General features: G+C 42.3%; 13 protein-coding genes. 6 read left to right on the forward strand and 7 right to left on the reverse strand.

Annotated elements, in window-relative coordinates; genetic code table 11:
- Positions 1–48 precede the first annotated feature (48 nt).
- Positions 49–921 carry a 16S rRNA (cytidine(1402)-2'-O)-methyltransferase gene (gene rsmI, locus M992_RS00725; protein WP_053906956.1) on the reverse strand — a complete coding sequence of 291 codons (873 nt, stop codon included), beginning with the start codon at positions 919–921 and terminating at the stop codon, positions 49–51.
- Between the two features lie 60 nt (positions 922–981).
- Between rsmI and M992_RS00730 the strand changes: the two genes are divergently transcribed.
- From M992_RS00730 to dolP, 4 genes are read left to right on the forward strand one after another with little or no spacing between them, the layout of a single operon-like run.
- Positions 982–2,736 (forward strand): penicillin-binding protein activator, encoded by a 1,755-nt coding sequence (locus tag M992_RS00730; protein WP_053906957.1) that lies wholly within the window; start codon positions 982–984, stop codon positions 2,734–2,736.
- Between the two features lie 32 nt (positions 2,737–2,768).
- Positions 2,769–3,149, forward strand: a complete 381-nt coding sequence (locus tag M992_RS00735) for a YraN family protein (protein ID WP_053906958.1) — start codon at positions 2,769–2,771, stop codon at positions 3,147–3,149.
- Between the two features lie 21 nt (positions 3,150–3,170).
- The gene (gene diaA / locus M992_RS00740) at positions 3,171–3,761 is read left to right on the forward strand and encodes a DnaA initiator-associating protein DiaA (RefSeq protein WP_053906959.1); all 591 of its coding nucleotides are present in this window, start codon (positions 3,171–3,173) and stop codon (positions 3,759–3,761) included.
- Positions 3,762–3,772: 11 nt separating this feature from the next.
- Positions 3,773–4,348 carry a division/outer membrane stress-associated lipid-binding lipoprotein gene (dolP, locus tag M992_RS00745; RefSeq protein ID WP_053906960.1) on the forward strand — a complete coding sequence of 192 codons (576 nt, stop codon included), beginning with the start codon at positions 3,773–3,775 and terminating at the stop codon, positions 4,346–4,348.
- Positions 4,349–4,524: 176 nt separating this feature from the next.
- Here dolP and mtgA read toward each other — a convergent pair whose 3' ends face one another.
- The 3 genes from mtgA to arcB all read right to left on the reverse strand — a co-directional run bounded on the left by mtgA (position 4,525) and on the right by arcB (position 8,467).
- Positions 4,525–5,241: a monofunctional biosynthetic peptidoglycan transglycosylase gene (gene mtgA, locus M992_RS00750; RefSeq protein WP_053906961.1), complete on the reverse strand. Its 717-nt coding sequence runs from the start codon at positions 5,239–5,241 to the stop codon at positions 4,525–4,527.
- Between the two features lie 10 nt (positions 5,242–5,251).
- Entirely contained in the window at positions 5,252–5,902 is a 651-nt protein-coding gene (gene elbB, locus M992_RS00755; RefSeq protein WP_053906962.1) for an isoprenoid biosynthesis glyoxalase ElbB, read from the reverse strand.
- Positions 5,903–6,121: 219 nt separating this feature from the next.
- On the reverse strand, positions 6,122–8,467 hold the full coding sequence (gene arcB / locus M992_RS00760) for an aerobic respiration two-component sensor histidine kinase ArcB (RefSeq protein WP_053906963.1): 2,346 nt from the start codon (positions 8,465–8,467) through the stop codon (positions 6,122–6,124).
- A gap of 766 nt (positions 8,468–9,233) precedes the next feature.
- On the opposite strand from arcB, the gene gltB reads away from it, so the two are divergent.
- A complete protein-coding gene (gene gltB / locus M992_RS00765) occupies positions 9,234–13,691 on the forward strand; it encodes a glutamate synthase large subunit (protein WP_053906964.1) in 4,458 nt (1,485 codons plus the stop codon).
- A gap of 9 nt (positions 13,692–13,700) precedes the next feature.
- Entirely contained in the window at positions 13,701–15,119 is a 1,419-nt protein-coding gene (locus M992_RS00770; RefSeq protein WP_053906965.1) for an FAD-dependent oxidoreductase, read from the forward strand.
- A 148-nt stretch (positions 15,120–15,267) separates the two neighbouring features.
- On the opposite strand, the gene sspB is transcribed toward M992_RS00770, so the two are convergent.
- The 3 genes from sspB to rpsI all read right to left on the reverse strand — a co-directional run bounded on the left by sspB (position 15,268) and on the right by rpsI (position 17,240).
- Positions 15,268–15,798, reverse strand: coding sequence for a ClpXP protease specificity-enhancing factor (sspB, locus tag M992_RS00775; RefSeq protein WP_053906996.1), 531 nt, complete (start codon positions 15,796–15,798; stop codon positions 15,268–15,270).
- Positions 15,799–15,805: 7 nt separating this feature from the next.
- A complete protein-coding gene (gene sspA, locus M992_RS00780) occupies positions 15,806–16,447 on the reverse strand; it encodes a stringent starvation protein SspA (protein ID WP_047255210.1) in 642 nt (213 codons plus the stop codon).
- Between the two features lie 400 nt (positions 16,448–16,847).
- Positions 16,848–17,240, reverse strand: a complete 393-nt coding sequence (gene rpsI / locus M992_RS00785) for a 30S ribosomal protein S9 (protein WP_047255211.1) — start codon at positions 17,238–17,240, stop codon at positions 16,848–16,850.
- Position 17,241 lies beyond the last annotated feature (1 nt).

Genomic DNA, 17,241 nt, shown 5'->3' on the forward strand with positions numbered 1-17,241 from the left:
GTCCGCAGTTGTATAGGTGTTTTCAATATAACAACTAAAAAAGACTCATTATTCAGTCTGTTGTTGTTCCAACATTAATTTATACAACGCATTTTTCTTCAGGCCATAAATCTCAGCAGCAATTGCGGCAGCTTTTTTTAATGGCAGTTCTTTTTGTAATAATGCCAATGTACGTAAGACCTCAGGAGTAATCGCCTCGTCTTCTGTAGGTTTCTTATAGCCTTCAACAATCAATACCATCTCACCTCGATGGCGATTTTCATCTTCTTTAACCCAACGGAGTAAATCCCCTACAGGCCGACCTTCTATCGATTCCCAGGTTTTAGTCAATTCGCGAGCTAATACGACATGACGATTTTCTCCCCACACCTCAACCATATCTTGTAAACTGTCTAATAGGCGATGAGTGGATTCATAAAAAATGAGCGTTCTTGTCTCTTGTTCTAATGCGCGTAATACATCTTTTCTGCCTTTGCTTTTGGCAGGTAAAAAGCCTTCATAGCAGAATCTATCCGAAGGTAGCCCAGCCGCAGACAAGGCCGTAATTGCTGCGCATGGACCTGGTAACGGGATCACCGTTATGCCAGCTTCACGACATCGAGTAACTAGATGATAACCCGGATCATTAATTAGAGGTGTACCTGCATCTGAAACTAATGCGATACTGTCTCCTTGCTGGAGTTTGCTAATTAATTGATCAGCTTTCTGTTGTTCATTATGATCATGCAAAGCGAACATGCGCGCATTAATTGCAAAATGCTGTAATAATATGCCTGAGTGCCGAGTGTCTTCTGCCGCAATCAGGTCAACATTTTTAAGTACATCCAACGCACGTTGCGTGATATCTCTCAAATTACCAATGGGAGTAGGCACAATATACAGTGTGGATGCCATAACCACTGCTTGATTAGGTTGATTCATTGTTTCATCCGAATAGCCAGTTTAAAATTAAGCAACTGAAAATACATCACTGGATACAGTATGCGTCCTTCAATTTTATTGCGTTTCAAACAAGGGTTAATCTACTCTGCCATGGTATCAACACTGATACTGGCAGGTTGTCAATTGTCTGGGCAACAAGGCTCAGCGCCTATTACCTCCGCCACTTCTGGGCAAGGCGATAATGCGATTAGCCATTACCAATCTATTATTGATAAATCGAATAATAAGCCATCAATCGATGTTTTACGTGCTTATATTGCCCAAGAACCTCTATTATCAGACTCAGTTGCCCGTCAAAAAAATATTGATGGATTATGGCAGATGCTGACCCAGATGTCCCCTGAACAGATCCAAGGTGTGGGGGCCGATGAGAATATTTTGCAAGGTTGGGTGGATTTACTCGATATTTATCAAAATAATCGAGAGAGTGCTGATAGCCTGAAAGCAGGCTACGATGACTGGAAAATGCGTTATCCGTTAAATCCTGCCGCTAAAATACCACCGACACAATTACAGCAAGCAATCCTTTCCCCGGTAGGGTCAACGCCACGAATAGCATTATTACTTCCATTAAGTGGCCAAGGTAAAGTATTTGCAGAAGCGATTATGCAAGGTTTTCTAGATGCACAAAAGGGCTTGCCTAGTGCTCCAGCGAATAACGTAGCTACGTTACCCACGACCCCACCGGCTGAAAACGCTAGTGATCAAGATGATATTTTAGACCAAATTTATGCCGAAGTTACTGCACCAGAGGATACCCATCCCTCAGCAGCCACGGCAACAACTAATTTACAGATTGATCCTGTTCCACAAAATAGCCAAAGTGTTAAAGTCTACGATACCACTAGCCAACCGATTGAGCAGTTATTACAACAAGCGCAAGCAGATGGCTATAATTTAGTCGTTGGACCATTATTGAAAAGTAATGTACAGAAAATTGCTCAAATAGGGTCACCTATTAGTGTGTTGGCATTAAATGAATTGGATACTGACCAATTACAACCGCGTCCAAATTTATGCTATTTTTCTTTATCGCCAGAAGATGAAGCCCGTAATGCGGCACAACACATTGCCGAGCAAGGTAAATCCGCCCCACTGATATTGGTGCCTGATAATGCATTTGGAGAGCGTGTAGCTAAAGCATTTGCTGATGAATGGCAAACTAAAAATGGCTCAACCGTACTCAAGCAATCCTTTGGCTCCGTAGCTTCATTAAAAGAATCTATTAACCAAGGTATTGGTATTCGCATGACGGGTACACCGGTGGTTACTACTAATACACCAGTAACGCAGCCACTCAATACTGAGGGATATCCTGCGCTTGAGACTGAATCGCCAAGCAATCTGGCATCAGACACAATTGATGCCGTATATATTGTAGCGACTCGTGATGAACTCGTGTTGATTAAGCCGATGATAGAGATGGCAATCAGTACCCGTAGTCGTCCTAATTTATATGCCAGCTCTCGCAGTAATCAAGCCGGTAGCGGTGCAGATTTCCGCTTTGAAATGGAAGGGGTCGAATTCAGTGAAATTCCATTACTCGCTGGTGCAAATGCTAACTTGATGAAACAGGCACAACAAAAATTAGCCCAGGATTATTCGTTACTTCGTTTGTATGCAATGGGCGTTGATGCTTGGTCATTAGCTAATAATTTCAATAAATTACAAAATAATCCTCAATTTAAAATCAAGGGTGCGTCTGGGGAATTAGACGTAACTGACAACTGTATTATTTATCGTGAACTGCCGTGGTTAGAGTTCAGTAAAGGGCAAATAAAAGCGGTAAATTAATCATCAGGTTAAAATTCTGACAAGGATGTCATATGCAACCGCTAAAAGCAGTAAATTGGCTCGTCGGCCAGTATTATGAACGCCAAGCCCAATATTTTTTGCAACGACAAGGCATGAGCTTCGTGCAACGAAATATTAGTAACCGTGGTGGTGAAATTGATTTGCTAATGCGAGATAAACACTATTGGGTATTTGTTGAAGTACGTTTTCGTCGCAATCTCCGGTATGGTGGTGCATTAGTTTCCGTGACCCAAAAAAAACGGAAAAAAATTTTAACTGCTGCAAAATTATGGCTCGCCCAAAGAAATGAGAGTTTTGATACTGCTCTCTGCCGTTTTGATATTTGTGCTATAACAGGGCAACAATTCGAATGGGTACCGAACGCATTCAATGATGATGAATTCACACACTAATCTGACAGGAAAAAATTCAACGTGCTGGATAGAATTAAAGTCTGTTTTACAGAAAGCATTCAAACACAGATAGCTGCCGCTGAAGCATTACCAGATGCCATTTCTCGAGCGGCAATAATGCTGGTTCACTCCTTACTGAATGGCAATAAAATTTTATGTTGTGGTAACGGGGCTTCTGCAGCAACCGCGCAGCGTTTTGCTACCAGTATGGTGCATCGTTTTGAAACAGAGCGCCCGAGCTTACCAGCTCTAGCGCTTACAACAGACAATGTCATGATCACCGCGATTGCAGGCAGTAAGCAACCTGAAGAGATCTATGCCAAACAAGTCAGAGCTCTCGGTCAAGCGGGTGATGTTCTATTAGCGATTTCTACCCATGGCGATAGCCACGAGATAATTAAAGCCGTTGAAGCGGCAGTTACCCGTGACATGACTATCGTCGCCTTAACTGGCTATGACGGTGGCGAATTAGCGGGTTTATTAGGACCTCAAGACGTTGAAATTCGGATTCCTTCACAGCGCAGTGTTAGGATCCAAGAAGTGCATCTTCTCACAGTTAATTGTCTGTGTGATTTAATCGATAATACCCTTTTCCCTCATCAGGATGACTAAGGAGAGCTACAGTGCGATTATTCCCATTATTAGCCGTTATATGCGGTGGATTAATGCTACAAGGATGTATAGGTGCAGCCGTCATAGGGTCTGCTGCTGTCGCGACTAAAAGTGCGACAGACCCCCGGACGGTCGGCCAACAAGTTGACGACGGTACATTAGAAGCCCGTGTTAGTGCGGCATTAAATCAAGATAAAAATATCACCGGTAAAGCGCGAATTATTACCACTGCCTATCAAGGTAATGTGTTACTAACCGGACAAAGCCCTGATTTGTCTTGGGCTGATCGAGCCAAACAGCTAGCGGCAGACGTCGAAGGAACCAATGTGGTATATAACGAAGTTCGCCAAGGTGAACCGGTTGATTTAGGTACCGCATCCAAAGACACGTGGATCACGACCAAAGTAAAATCCAAAATACTGGCAAGCGATACGGTAAAATCATCCAGCGTTAAAGTTATCACTGAAAATGGCGAAGTCTTTTTGTTGGGCGTATTAACCAAACAAGAAGGTGATGCCGCGGCTAAAATCGCCAGCGAAACTGATGGCGTACGTAAAGTGACAACCGCCTTTACCTATCTTAATTAAGAAAACTGACATAGTTAATAAAACTAATGATATCGTCTAACTAGTCGAATAAATTTAGGTAATATATTAACAGCGTCAGACTCGCTTCAATTTATGATCATCAGCCACCGTAAGATTACGGTTGATTGGTAACCAAAATATCAGCCACAGAATCTGTTCTGTGGCTTTTTTTAGCATTATGGATAAATTCTATGTTTTTTCAGAAAATTCTTACTGCCTAAAAGCTGCATCTGATGAACTATCCATGCTTGCCTTTTTAACACATAATTAGATGGGTTTTTAGCACTTAGCTTAATAGGATTAGGTAAAACTGCAGCTAATAAAGCACATTCACTCATAGTTAATTGATTCGCATGCTTTTTGAAGTAAAATAAAGCGGCCTCTTCTACTCCAAATATACCCTCACCAAACTCTGCTATATTGAGATAAATAGTAAGAATTCTTTTTTTTGACCACATAACCTCCATTACTGGTGTCATTAGTGTCTCAATGCCTTTTCTTATCCAGCTTCTACCATTCCATAACCATAGATTTTTTACTGTTTGCTGTGAAAGCGTAGATGCACCATGAAGCGATGATTTATTATTCAAATTATGTTGATAAGCACGTTGTATGGCCTCAATATCAAATCCCCAGTGATTAGGAAAATTTTGATCTTCAGCCGCAATTACAGCCAGATACATATAAGGGGAAATTTGATCTGCATCTACCCAGCGTGATTTAGATACATAAGAAAAATTAAAGTTTATTGCGGCGCTAATTTGCTTTTCTAACATTACACCAGAGTATGGCACTGGAAAATACTTAAACACGATCACCGAGGCTCCCCAAAGAAGAAGTAAAGAGATCGTAATTTTCTTTAACCAGTGCCCTAAAAATGAAACAAATATCATTATTTAGCCATTAAGCCATTTCTAGCACTTTTTCCACTAACTTTGTTATCCCTTTTTCTGCCTCTGAAATTGATTGGGCGAGCATATAAGCAGGGGTTGTAACAACTCTGTTATTTTCATCTACTACGATATTATCAACTGTACACTGAATATGCATTCCTCCCATCTTCTCAATCTGAGCAATAATGTCAGGATCGTTACCGATAGTTAATCGAACAGATTTATTTAACAATTTTGGCAACATAACTGGAGCAATGCACATCAACCCTAATGGTTTTTTTTGCTGATGCATTAATTGCACTAAACTTAATAAATCCTTATTGATTTCACATTCACTACCTTTGACTGCAAAATCACATAAATTTTTAGCCACGCCGAAACCACCGGGAATAATAAGTGCATCTAGCTTATTGGCATCAGCAGAGGATAGAGGCGCTATTTCTCCCCTTGATATACGCGAAGACTCTTCCATTTGATTGCGTATCTCTGTTTTTTCTTTCCCATTAACATGATTAATAACAGTGGATTGCGATTCATCAGGTGCAAAAAATGTTACTTTAGCATTATTTTTATTCAAAGCTAATATTGTTAATACTGATTCATGGATCTCACTACCATCGAACACACCACAACCAGTTAAAATAACTGCAATAGATTTCATATCTCACTCCATTTGTAGTAAATTATCCATTACCTACTAAGGGGAATAAACACCAACGTTCATCACAGATCTTAATGAATCTTGTAACAAAAACGCTAAATTTTGCTATGTTGATGTTAATTTCTAAGTTAACGGTATTCCAAATGACTCGCTAGCAAGGCGAGTTGACGATTTCCCTGGTGTTGGCGCAATATTCGCGCACCCCAACTTAGGTTGGGGTTATTTTTTGGCTTCTTGAGCTGCAACCCAGCTTCTCAAGATTTCTATATCCGTTTTCCAATCTTGTTTTAATTCATCCACCCATTCATCAACATTATCCCACCATGCTGGTAATTCAGGGGATTGGATCTGTTGGGCAATTTGTTGTAAATGTTTTAATCCAACCGAGCCGGCAGCACCTTTGATTTTATGTGCTTCATCGACAATACCTTTTTGATCTTTTGCCACCATGTTCGAATCCAGTATCGCCAAATAGCCGGGCATCATATTTTCAAATACCTGCAAACTATCATGGATCAGTTGCGGTCCAACTAACTCGATATATTGCTGCAGCATTTCGGTATCAAGAATTTTATCACATTGATTAATATCGACTTCATCGACAGACGTTGGCATATTAATTGCCGCATTCGCCCCCCAATAATGCTCAATAATTTGTGTAAGGGCAGCAACAGACAACGGTTTACTCAGCACATCATCCATACCGGCGTCTAAATATTCTTTTTTATCTTTAAGTACATTAGCGGTCAAAGCAATTAAGGGCGGCAATTGATCTTTCTGGAATTCCTGGTGCAGTTTTCGCGCAATATCTAACCCGGTCATATCTGGCAATTGAATATCTAATAGCACCAAATCATATTCATTCGGCTGGAACAAGGCTAAAGCCTCGGCACCGTTCATCGCTACATCAACAGTATTGCCCAATTTTTCTAGTACCGAACGCGCAACGACCACATTTAACTCAATATCTTCAACCAGTAAAATATGCAGAGCTGGCAATGGATAATCTCCATCTTCTTGCTCATCCACGGCAACCTCTTCAACGACCGGTGCAATAATTGATAAGGTAAATGTCGAACCGTTACCAATCGAACTTTCAACCTGAATATCCCCACCCATATTTTGTGCTAAACGGCGCGATACTGATAAACCGATCCCTGTCCCGGTTGCTGGCCGTCCACCTGCACTGTCCGTAACCTGATAATACATAGCAAAAATTTTATCGAGTTCATCTTTCGGGATACCGATACCGCTGTCTTGTACCTGAAACAGCAATTTGTCATCAGCTTCACGCCAGATCCGTAGCTTAACTTCCCCTTTCTGAGTAAATTTGACGGCATTGCCTATCAAATTCCATAATATTTGACGTAATCGAGTGCCATCAGAAAGAATTGTTACGGGTAATTCTTCGTCTATTTCTAAGGTAAATTTAAGCCCTTTAGGTTGAGCTAGCAGTCCAGATAGATTTTCAAGATCAGAAATAAACTCAGTTAAATTAATCGGCTGGTTATCTAATTGTACTTTCCGCCGCTCAATTTTATTCATCTCGATCACATCATTAAAAATATTACCTAACGTAATCGCGCTGACATGTATAGTTTTGAGATAATTCATTTGCTCGGCGGTCAACTCCGTATCGAGCAAAATCCGACTTAATCCAACAATGCCATTAAGCGGCGTACGAAGCTCGTGGCTTATAGTAGAGATAAAAGTGGTCTTATCCCTGCTTGCATTCTCTAATGCCTCTTGATAGCGCTTACGTTCAGTTATATCACGACCAAAGCCCATAAGGCCGTGGCGTTTACCGATACGATCGTAAAAAGGGACTTTACGTAATTCAAAACAGGCTTTACGCCCATCGGGATAAACCAGCCACTGTTCATAGGTCAAAGAGACGTTATGACGGAATACTTTTTCATCAGTTTCAATAACTTTAGCGGCAATTTCAGGATCATAAATATCTTTAGGCGTTAAGCCGACTAACTGTTTTTCACTCTTACCCGTTAATAATTCCGTAGCTCGATTGCATCCTGAGAACTCATTATCTTCATTACGGTAATAGACTAAATCGGGAGAGGCATCTAAGAAGGAGCGTAATAAAACCGATTGTTGTTCTAATTCGATTTGAGTTTCTTCTCGTCGTGCCATCTCTTTTTTAAGCTTTTTAAGTAACTCTAAATGGGCTTGCTCAGCCTTTTCTCGCTCGGCAATTTCTTGATTAAGCTGACTAATATTCTCTTTCAGTTGAGTATTTAAATCGGCATCTCGGGTTCGCATCACTTCCAGTTTATCCACCATCCGCGAAAGACGTTGGCGCGATTCTTCTAATTGCTCCACGACCACTGAGAGAAAATAAACCGCCCAAGGCGTAATAATCAGCCCAAAAAAGATCGAGCGGACTAAATCAATACTCTGTACTTGTCCTTGCAATAAAATAGTCACTGCCATCTGTACAATAATGGCTAGTACCACTAATGCAGAGGCTAACAATAGTGAAAATCGCACCAGCCCGAGCTTCATCATCAGGTCGACGTAGTATTGTGCAAGCCCTTTTAGTACTTTCATAATTACCCCGTAAATAAAAATCTTACTGGATCATATATCAAATAAAATAAAAACGGTGGTGGATAATCAGAAAATAATAACTCTCTGTATCTCTGGGTAAGGAGATTCATTTAACCAATTGAAAATTAGCCAATTAATTAAAACAATAATTACTACAAGCCTATTTCAATCAAAAAATGCCGTAGTTAAATTGAATCAAAAATCACTGAATGAGAATTAAAATTCATATCAGTTATATTTATTACATTATAAATCATTACTTTTTATTACTATTGAAGAAAAAATATTAAAAATAATTTAATCATCTTTAAATGAAACGGAAAGAGAAATTAAAGCGTTACAAACCAGAAACAATCAGAACATATGCAAGGTAAATCGTATAAAACACAGTGATTATAAATCTAACAAAAATAGAATATGAGCTAGCTCACAAAAACCATTTAATCCTATATTTATTTTTTTAATCAAAAACTTACCTCAACAAAATACTAAAAATCTTACTCAATAGCTAATATTTGACCGCATTAATAAATGTCGCTAAGTTGAATTCTCGCCGTCAACTGTCAACTCAGTCGATTAGGCACACCATATTTATGCAAACTTAGCTATATTCATAATACAGCAACAGGCACACACAACAATCATTTAATCGCTATATCAATCAGATAGTTAGCGATATTTACTGACGCCACAACTTAAATTTTCATAAACCAGCGTGAGTAAAATTAAAATACCATAGAGCTGCAAGGGAATATTGGGGGCAATCATGTTATACAATCAGTCACAGGAGCGTGATAACTGTGGTTTCGGACTTATCGCCCATATCGAAGGCGAACCTAGCCATAAAGTTGTCAGAACCGCAATCCATGCACTCGCCAGAATGCAACATCGAGGCGCAATATTATCCGATGGTAAAACAGGCGATGGTTGCGGTTTATTATTACAAAAACCCGACCGTTTTTTTCATCTTATCGCCGAAGAAAAAGGTTGGCGATTAGCTAAAAATTACGCCGTAGGCATGTTATTTCTCAGTCAAGATGAAAATATTGCCCAGCAATGTCGTCAGATTGTTGAAGAAGAAATTGCCGATGAAACCTTAGCCGTCGTCGGTTGGCGTACCGTTCCAATTAATAAAGAGATTCTAGGCAGTATTGCGCTCTCTAGCCTACCGAAAATAGAGCAAATTTATATCAATGCTCCCGCGGGATGGCGTTCAAGAGATCTAGAACGGCGTCTGTTTATGGCGCGCCGGCGGATAGAAAAACGTATTACCGATAGCGATTTTTATATTTGCAGCCTATCAAACTTGGTCAATATTTATAAAGGCCTATGTATGGCTGTTGATTTACCTCGTTTTTATCCTGACCTTGCTGACCTCCGAATGGAATCTGCTATCTGTTTATTCCATCAGCGTTTCTCAACCAATACTACTCCGCGCTGGCCTCTTGCTCAGCCGTTTCGTTATTTAGCGCATAATGGCGAAATTAATACTATTACCGGTAATCGCCAATGGGCGCGAGCACGCTCGTATAAATTTCGCACCCCCTTAATCCCGGATTTACAATCTGCTGCGCCATTCGTCAATGAAACAGGCTCTGATTCCAGCTCATTAGATAATATGCTGGAATTATTATTAAATGGCGGAATGGATTTAGTGCGAGCGATGCGCTTACTGGTTCCACCCGCTTGGCAAAATAATCCAGATATGGATGATGATCTTAAAGCCTTCTTTGATTTCAACTCAATGCACATGGAACCTTGGGATGGCCCAGCCGGTATCGTAATGTCTGATGGCCGTTATGCCGCCTGTAATTTGGACAGAAACGGCCTGCGCCCTGCGCGTTATGTGATAACCAAAGATAAACTAATTACCTGCGCCTCCGAAATTGGTATTTGGGATTATCAGCCCGATGAAGTCGTCGAGAAAGGCCGTGTAGGCCCGGGCGAATTAATGGTGATTGATACACAAGAAGGTCGCATTCTGCACAGTGCAGAAACCGATAATGACCTGAAAAGCCGCCACCCCTATAAACAGTGGTTAGAAAAAAATGTGACTCGTTTAACCGCATTTGAAGATCTCGTCGATAGCTTTTCAGGGCAGCGGGCAATGGATAATCAAACGCTAGCCAGCTATCAAAAACAATTTGCTTACAGCAGTGAAGAGTTAGATCAAGTTATCCGCGTGCTAGGCGAAAACGGCCAAGAAGCGACGGGATCAATGGGTGATGATACGCCATTTGCAGTATTATCTAGCCGGCCGCGTATTATTTATGACTATTTTCGGCAGCAATTTGCTCAAGTCACCAATCCTCCGATCGATCCGCTTAGAGAAGCACATGTCATGTCTCTAGCGACCTGTATTGGCCGTGAGATGAATGTTTTTTGCGAGGCCGAAGGCCAGGCTCATCGATTAAGTTTTAAATCGCCTATATTGCTGTATTCCGATTTTCAGCAATTACTCTCACAAGATAAACGCTATTATCAGCATGAAATAATTGATATTACTTATCAAATAGGCGAATCAACACTAAAACAAGCTATTGACGAGCTGTGCCAGCAAGCCGAAAAACTCGTACGCCAAGGCGTAGTTATGCTGATCCTCTCCGATCGTAATATCTCAGCCCAACGGTTGCCTATCCCAGCCCCAATGGCTGTCGGCGCGGTACAGCAACGTTTAATTGAAAAACATTTACGCTGTGATGCCAATATTATCGTTGAAACGGCTAGCGCTCGTGACCCACATCACTTTGCCGTATTGCTTGGCTTTGGGGCAACAGCGATTTACCCGTATCTAGCCTATGAATCACTGGCAGCGATGAAAGATAATCAACTATTTGATAAATCGCTTACCGATGTCTTATTGAATTACCGTAATGGGATCAATAAAGGCTTATACAAAATCATGTCAAAAATGGGTATTTCAACGGTTGCATCTTATCGTTGTGCCAAATTATTTGAAGCCGTTGGGCTAAGTGAAGAGCTAACAGCTGCCTGTTTTGACGGGGTTATCAGTCGTATTGGGGGAGCCGATTTTGGCGATTTTGAGCAAGATCTATTTAATCTCTCCCGCCGAGCATGGTTGCCACGCTTACCGCTGGAGCAAGGCGGAAATCTAAAATATAGCCATACCGGGGAATATCACGCCTATAATCCAGATATCATTAAAACGTTGCAACAAGCCGTTCACAGTGGTGAATACAGTGATTATTTAAAATATTCCGCGCTGGTATCTCATCGCCCTATCACGACCCTGCGCGATTTACTGTCGCTAAAAATTGGTAATAATGCGATTGATATCGATGACGTTGAACCCGCAAGCTCGTTGTATCAGCGCTTTGATACCGCAGCTATGTCAATTGGCGCCCTCAGCCCAGAAGCACATGAAGCATTGGCTATCGCGATGAATACTCTCGGTGGCTTTTCTAACTCAGGCGAAGGCGGTGAAGATCCCGTGCGTTATGGCACGCTAAAACGCTCCAGAATCAAACAAGTTGCCTCAGGCCGCTTTGGGGTCACGCCGTCCTATTTAGTTAGCGCCGATGTTATTCAAATTAAAGTCGCGCAAGGAGCAAAACCCGGAGAAGGCGGACAACTACCGGGAGATAAAGTCACCCCTTATATTGCAAAGCTGCGCTATTCTGTACCGGGCGTTACATTAATTTCGCCACCACCGCATCATGACATTTATTCAATTGAAGATTTAGCGCAGCTAATTTTCGATTTAAAACAAGTTAATCCACAAGCTCTAATTTCGGTCAAATTAGTTTCGGAGCCGGGTGTTGGGACTATTGCGACCGGTGTCGCAAAAGCCTATGCCGATTTAATCACTGTTGCAGGCTACGATGGCGGCACCGGAGCCAGCCCATTATCGTCAGTCAAATATGCTGGCTGTCCATGGGAATTAGGATTAGTTGAAACTCAACAAGCTTTAGTTGCCAATGGATTACGCCATAAAATTCGTCTACAAATAGACGGCGGCTTAAAAACTGGATTAGATATTATCAAAGCCGCAATATTAGGAGCAGAGAGCTTTGGTTTCGGTACAGGGCCTATGGTGGCATTAGGCTGTAAATATCTACGAATTTGCCATCTTAATAACTGTGCAACCGGCGTTGCTACCCAAGATGATACTTTGCGCCAGCACCATTATCACGGATTGCCAGAAAGAGTGATTAATTACTTTAAATTTATCGCCCAAGAAACTCGCGAAATTATGGCTGCTCTGGGGATTAAACAGTTAACCGACCTGATTGGACGAACTGACTTACTTGATATTATTGAAGGCACTACCGCAAAACAGAGCAAATTGAAAATAGAAAAATTGCTGGAACAAGCGCAACCGCAATCAGGCGCACCGGTTTATTGCACCGCGACGAATCCGCCGTTTGATAAAGGAAATCTAAATCAGCAGATACTGCAAGATGCCCTGCCGTTTATCGAGCAACAACAAAGCAAAACTTTGTATTACGATATTCTCAATACCGACAGATCTGTCGGTGCGCTGCTCAGCGGCGAAATTGCTCGTCGTCATGGCGATCAAGGCCTCGCAGCCGATCCAATTCGACTGCATTTTGCTGGGACTGCCGGGCAAAGTTTTGGCGTTTGGAATGCCGGAGGCGTGGAGTTAACCCTTATTGGTGATGCTAATGACTATGTAGGTAAGGGCATGGCAGGCGGGCGTATTGTGATTGCACCTCCAGTAGGTTCAGCTTTTTCTAGCCATGAAGCCACCATCATTGGTAATACCTGCCTGTATGGCGCTACTGGCGGCAAGCTGTTCGCCGCAGGCCGTGCTGGGGAACGCTTTGCGGTGCGAAATTCCGGGGCTATCGCGATAGTTGAAGGGATAGGCGATAATGGCTGTGAATATATGACCGGCGGTATAGTGTGTGTATTAGGGCGCACAGGTATCAACTTTGGTGCCGGTATGACCGGGGGATTTGCTTACGTGCTTGATGAACTCAATGACTTTAATCAACGAGTTAACCGCGAGATGGTCGAGGTATTATCTGTCGGCGATCTGCCGATACATGAAGAACATTTACGTGGTTTGATGACTGAACATGCGCAACTCACTCACTCAGCACGTGCAGAAGCTATTCTCGCCAACTGGCAACACTGGCTGAGCCATTTTTCACTGGTCAAACCAAAATCTAGCGATGTCAATGCATTGTTAGGACACCGTAGCCGCTCTGCCGCTGAATTGCGTATTCAGGCACAATAAGGGGAAGATATGAGCCATAACGTATATCAATTTATTGACCTGCAACGCATTGATCCGCCAAAGAAACCGCTCAATATCAGAAAAATTGAGTTTATCGAAATTTATGAGCCATTCAGTGCCATGCAGGCAGAAACACAATCAGACCGCTGTTTGTCCTGCGGGAATCCATATTGTGAATGGAAATGCCCAGTGCATAACTACATTCCCAATTGGTTAAAACTCGCCAATGAAGGGCGGATTATAGAAGCAGCTGAATTATCTCATCAAACCAATAGCTTACCAGAAGTTTGTGGTCGCGTATGCCCACAAGACCGTTTATGTGAAGGCGCATGTACTCTCAATGATGATTTTGGTGCTGTGACCATAGGTAATATTGAGCGCTATATCAACGATAAAGCCTTCGAGATGGGCTGGCGTCCTGATCTTTCACAGGTTAAACCCACCGGTAAACGTGTGGCGATTATCGGGGCCGGTCCTGCGGGCTTAGCCTGTGCCGATGTACTGGCTCGCAATGGCGTACAAGCCACTGTATATGATAAACATCCTGAAATCGGTGGACTACTGACGTTTGGGATCCCCGCCTTTAAGCTCGAAAAATCAATTATGAGCCGTCGGCGAGAGATCTTTAGCCAAATGGGCATTGAATTCATACTCAATACCGAAATAGGCCAAGATATTGCACTCGCCAACTTAGTTGAGCAATATGATGCAGTATTCGTCGGTACCGGTACTTATCATTCATTAAAAGGCGATATCGCCAATGAAGATGCCACGGGTGTCTATGAAGCATTGCCCTACCTCATCGCCAATACACGCGAGCTGATGGGATTTAGCGCTAACTCTGGATCACCTTATATCGACCTCAAAGGTCAACGCGTTGTCGTACTCGGTGGCGGTGATACAGCAATGGATTGTGTGCGAACTGCCATCCGCCAAGGCGCGACTCAAGTCAGTTGTGCTTATCGACGGGATGAAGAAAATATGCCCGGATCACCGCGCGAAGTTAAAAATGCACGCGAAGAAGGCGCCGAGTTTTTATTCAATTTACAACCGATAAGTATCGAAGTCGATCAGCATGGTCGAACCTGCGGAGTCAAAGTCGTCCGTACTCAGCTTGGCGTCGCAGATCGTAATGGACGCAGACAAGCCGAGTTAATTGCTGGCTCGGAGCATATTCTTCCCGCTGATGCCGTCATTATGGCCTTTGGTTTTAAACCACATGATTTATCTTGGTTAACACAACATAATGTTGAATTAGATAATCGAGGCCGTATTGTCGCACCAGAATTTTCTGACAGACCGTATCAAACGTCAAATCCCAAAATTTTTGCCGGAGGCGATATTGTTCGTGGCTCTGATTTAGTGGTTACTGCGATTGCTGAAGGACGCAAAGCTGCTGAAGGGATAATGCTGTATATGAATGTTTGATAGTTTAAGCGGGAATAAACGCAAAACAGTAAAATAAATAACAGGGGGATAGCCCCCCTGTTTAATTATGATGAATAATGTGGCAACCCAGTCTGATACCGAACGCTAGAGGATCAGTATTTAATCATACCGTTATTTAATCATATCGTTATTTAATGATCCGTAGCGCTGGACGACCTTTCGGTGGCTTAGGTGGCTCATCATCAGGAGAAGAAGGCTCCGAGGGTGGCTCGACTGATAAACTGTCATCGCTTGAATTATCAACCACTTTGATACCACGAAGATGTGCAGTCTTCTCTGTTGAACTGGATGATTCAGTATCCTGTTGATCTACTAATTCAGACTCATCATAAGCTGCTTCAGGTTCAAACATCATACCAGCCCCATTCTCACGCGCATAAACAGCAATAATCGCCGCCATAGGCACAGATACTTGACGAGGAATACCACCAAAACGAGCATTAAACTGCACATACTCATTACTGATATCTAAATTACCCACCGCTCGCGGGGCGATATTTAACACTATCTGTCCATCACGCGCATATTCCATAGGAACATTTACCCCAGGGGCAGCAACATCCACGACTAAATGGGGAGTTAACTCATTATCCAGCAGCCATTCGTAATGGGCGCGCAATAAATAAGGACGACGTGGTGACATAGGTGCCATATCCATCATATTACTAACCTCTTGCTGGAAGGCGCATTTCACGCTCAGCTTCAGTCATTGATGCCAAGAATGCATCACGTTCAAAGACACGCTGCATATAAACTTGTAAATGTTTGCTGCTAGCTAAATGCAACTCAACACCGAGAACCGGTAAACGCCATAATAGCGGAGCCAAATAGCAATCAACCAAACTGAACTCATCGCTCATAAAGAAAGGCATTTCATTGAATACCGGAGAGATAGCAATCAATTCTTCAGCCAGTTGTTTACGCGCAGCTTGTGCTTCTTGTGCCGTACCTTTTTCAATTTTATTCATCAATGAATACCAGTCTTTTTCAATGCGATGCATTAATAAACGACTGTTACCACGCGCGACTGGATACACAGGCATCAATGGCGGATGAGGAAAACGTTCATCGAGGTATTCCATAATGATACGCGGATCGTACAGAGTCAGATCACGATCAACTAATGTTGGTACGCTCTGGTACGGGTTTAAATCAATAAGATCCTGTGGTAGATGATCATGTTCTACATGTTCAATTTCTACGCTCACCCCTTTCTCTGCCAGCACAATACGTACCTGATGGCTAAAAATGTCGGTTGGGCCTGAAAATAATGTCATTACCGAACGTTTGTTGGCAGCGACAGCCATGAAAACCTCCAAATTTTATAAAAGCAGAATAACTTTGCTGAAATAACAGAATTATTATTTCAACCCGTTCATCCGCTTTAAAGTTCTCTGTGCTAAAGTTCAATTTTCCATATTGAAAGCTCGCACAACCCTCTCGCCAAGTTGATGCGAGAAATAAAAAACAAAAAGCAGGGCTCTAGTTTAGCAGATTTTGCGTACTTTAGGGGGGTGGATGTTGAAAAATCGTGATTAAATATCGAAAATAACCAAAATATTCGATTTTATCAGCCAATAAAAACCACTGCGATGTGATATTCAGGATTATATCCTTGAATTTAACTCTAAAGTTTTTCTAATAAAAATAAAAAACCCGCCATAGTGACGGGTTTTATCATTAATTCTCTGCCACAAGGGCAATAAATTAACGTTTGGAGAACTGTGGACGACGACGTGCTTTGCGTAGACCCACTTTCTTACGCTCAACAGAACGCGCATCACGGGTAACAAAACCAGCTTTACGCAGATCTGAACGTAGAGTCTCATCATAAGCCATCAGTGCACGGGTGATACCGTGACGGATTGCGCCTGCCTGACCTGAAATACCACCACCTTTAACAGTGATGTACAGATCCAGTTTACCTAACATCTCAACCAATTCCAGCGGCTGACGAACGACCATGCGCGCAGTTTCGCGACCAAAGTATTGTTCTAAAGTGCGTTGGTTGATTGTGATAGTACCGCTACCAGGCTTAATAAAGACGCGAGCGGAAGAGCTTTTGCGGCGACCAGTGCCGTAGTATTGATTTTCAGCCATT

Source organism: Moellerella wisconsensis ATCC 35017, from assembly GCF_001294465.1.
In the GTDB taxonomy this organism is placed as follows: Bacteria; Pseudomonadota; Gammaproteobacteria; order Enterobacterales; family Enterobacteriaceae; genus Moellerella; species Moellerella wisconsensis.

Excerpts from the sequence above, each read along its gene's own strand:
- rsmI (WP_053906956.1), bottom strand. The coding sequence starts at position 921 with ATGAATCAACCTAATCAAGCAGTGGTTATGGCATCCACACTGTATATT.
- M992_RS00730 (WP_053906957.1), top strand. The coding sequence starts at position 982 with ATGCGTCCTTCAATTTTATTGCGTTTCAAACAAGGGTTAATCTACTCT.
- M992_RS00735 (WP_053906958.1), top strand. The coding sequence starts at position 2,769 with ATGCAACCGCTAAAAGCAGTAAATTGGCTCGTCGGCCAGTATTATGAA.
- mtgA (WP_053906961.1), bottom strand. The coding sequence starts at position 5,241 with ATGATATTTGTTTCATTTTTAGGGCACTGGTTAAAGAAAATTACGATC.
- elbB (WP_053906962.1), bottom strand. The coding sequence starts at position 5,902 with ATGAAATCTATTGCAGTTATTTTAACTGGTTGTGGTGTGTTCGATGGT.
- arcB (WP_053906963.1), bottom strand. The coding sequence starts at position 8,467 with ATGAAAGTACTAAAAGGGCTTGCACAATACTACGTCGACCTGATGATG.
- gltB (WP_053906964.1), top strand. The coding sequence starts at position 9,234 with ATGTTATACAATCAGTCACAGGAGCGTGATAACTGTGGTTTCGGACTT.
- M992_RS00770 (WP_053906965.1), top strand. The coding sequence starts at position 13,701 with ATGAGCCATAACGTATATCAATTTATTGACCTGCAACGCATTGATCCG.
- sspB (WP_053906996.1), bottom strand. The coding sequence starts at position 15,798 with ATGGATATGGCACCTATGTCACCACGTCGTCCTTATTTATTGCGCGCC.
- sspA (WP_047255210.1), bottom strand. The coding sequence starts at position 16,447 with ATGGCTGTCGCTGCCAACAAACGTTCGGTAATGACATTATTTTCAGGC.
- rpsI (WP_047255211.1), bottom strand. The coding sequence starts at position 17,240 with ATGGCTGAAAATCAATACTACGGCACTGGTCGCCGCAAAAGCTCTTCC.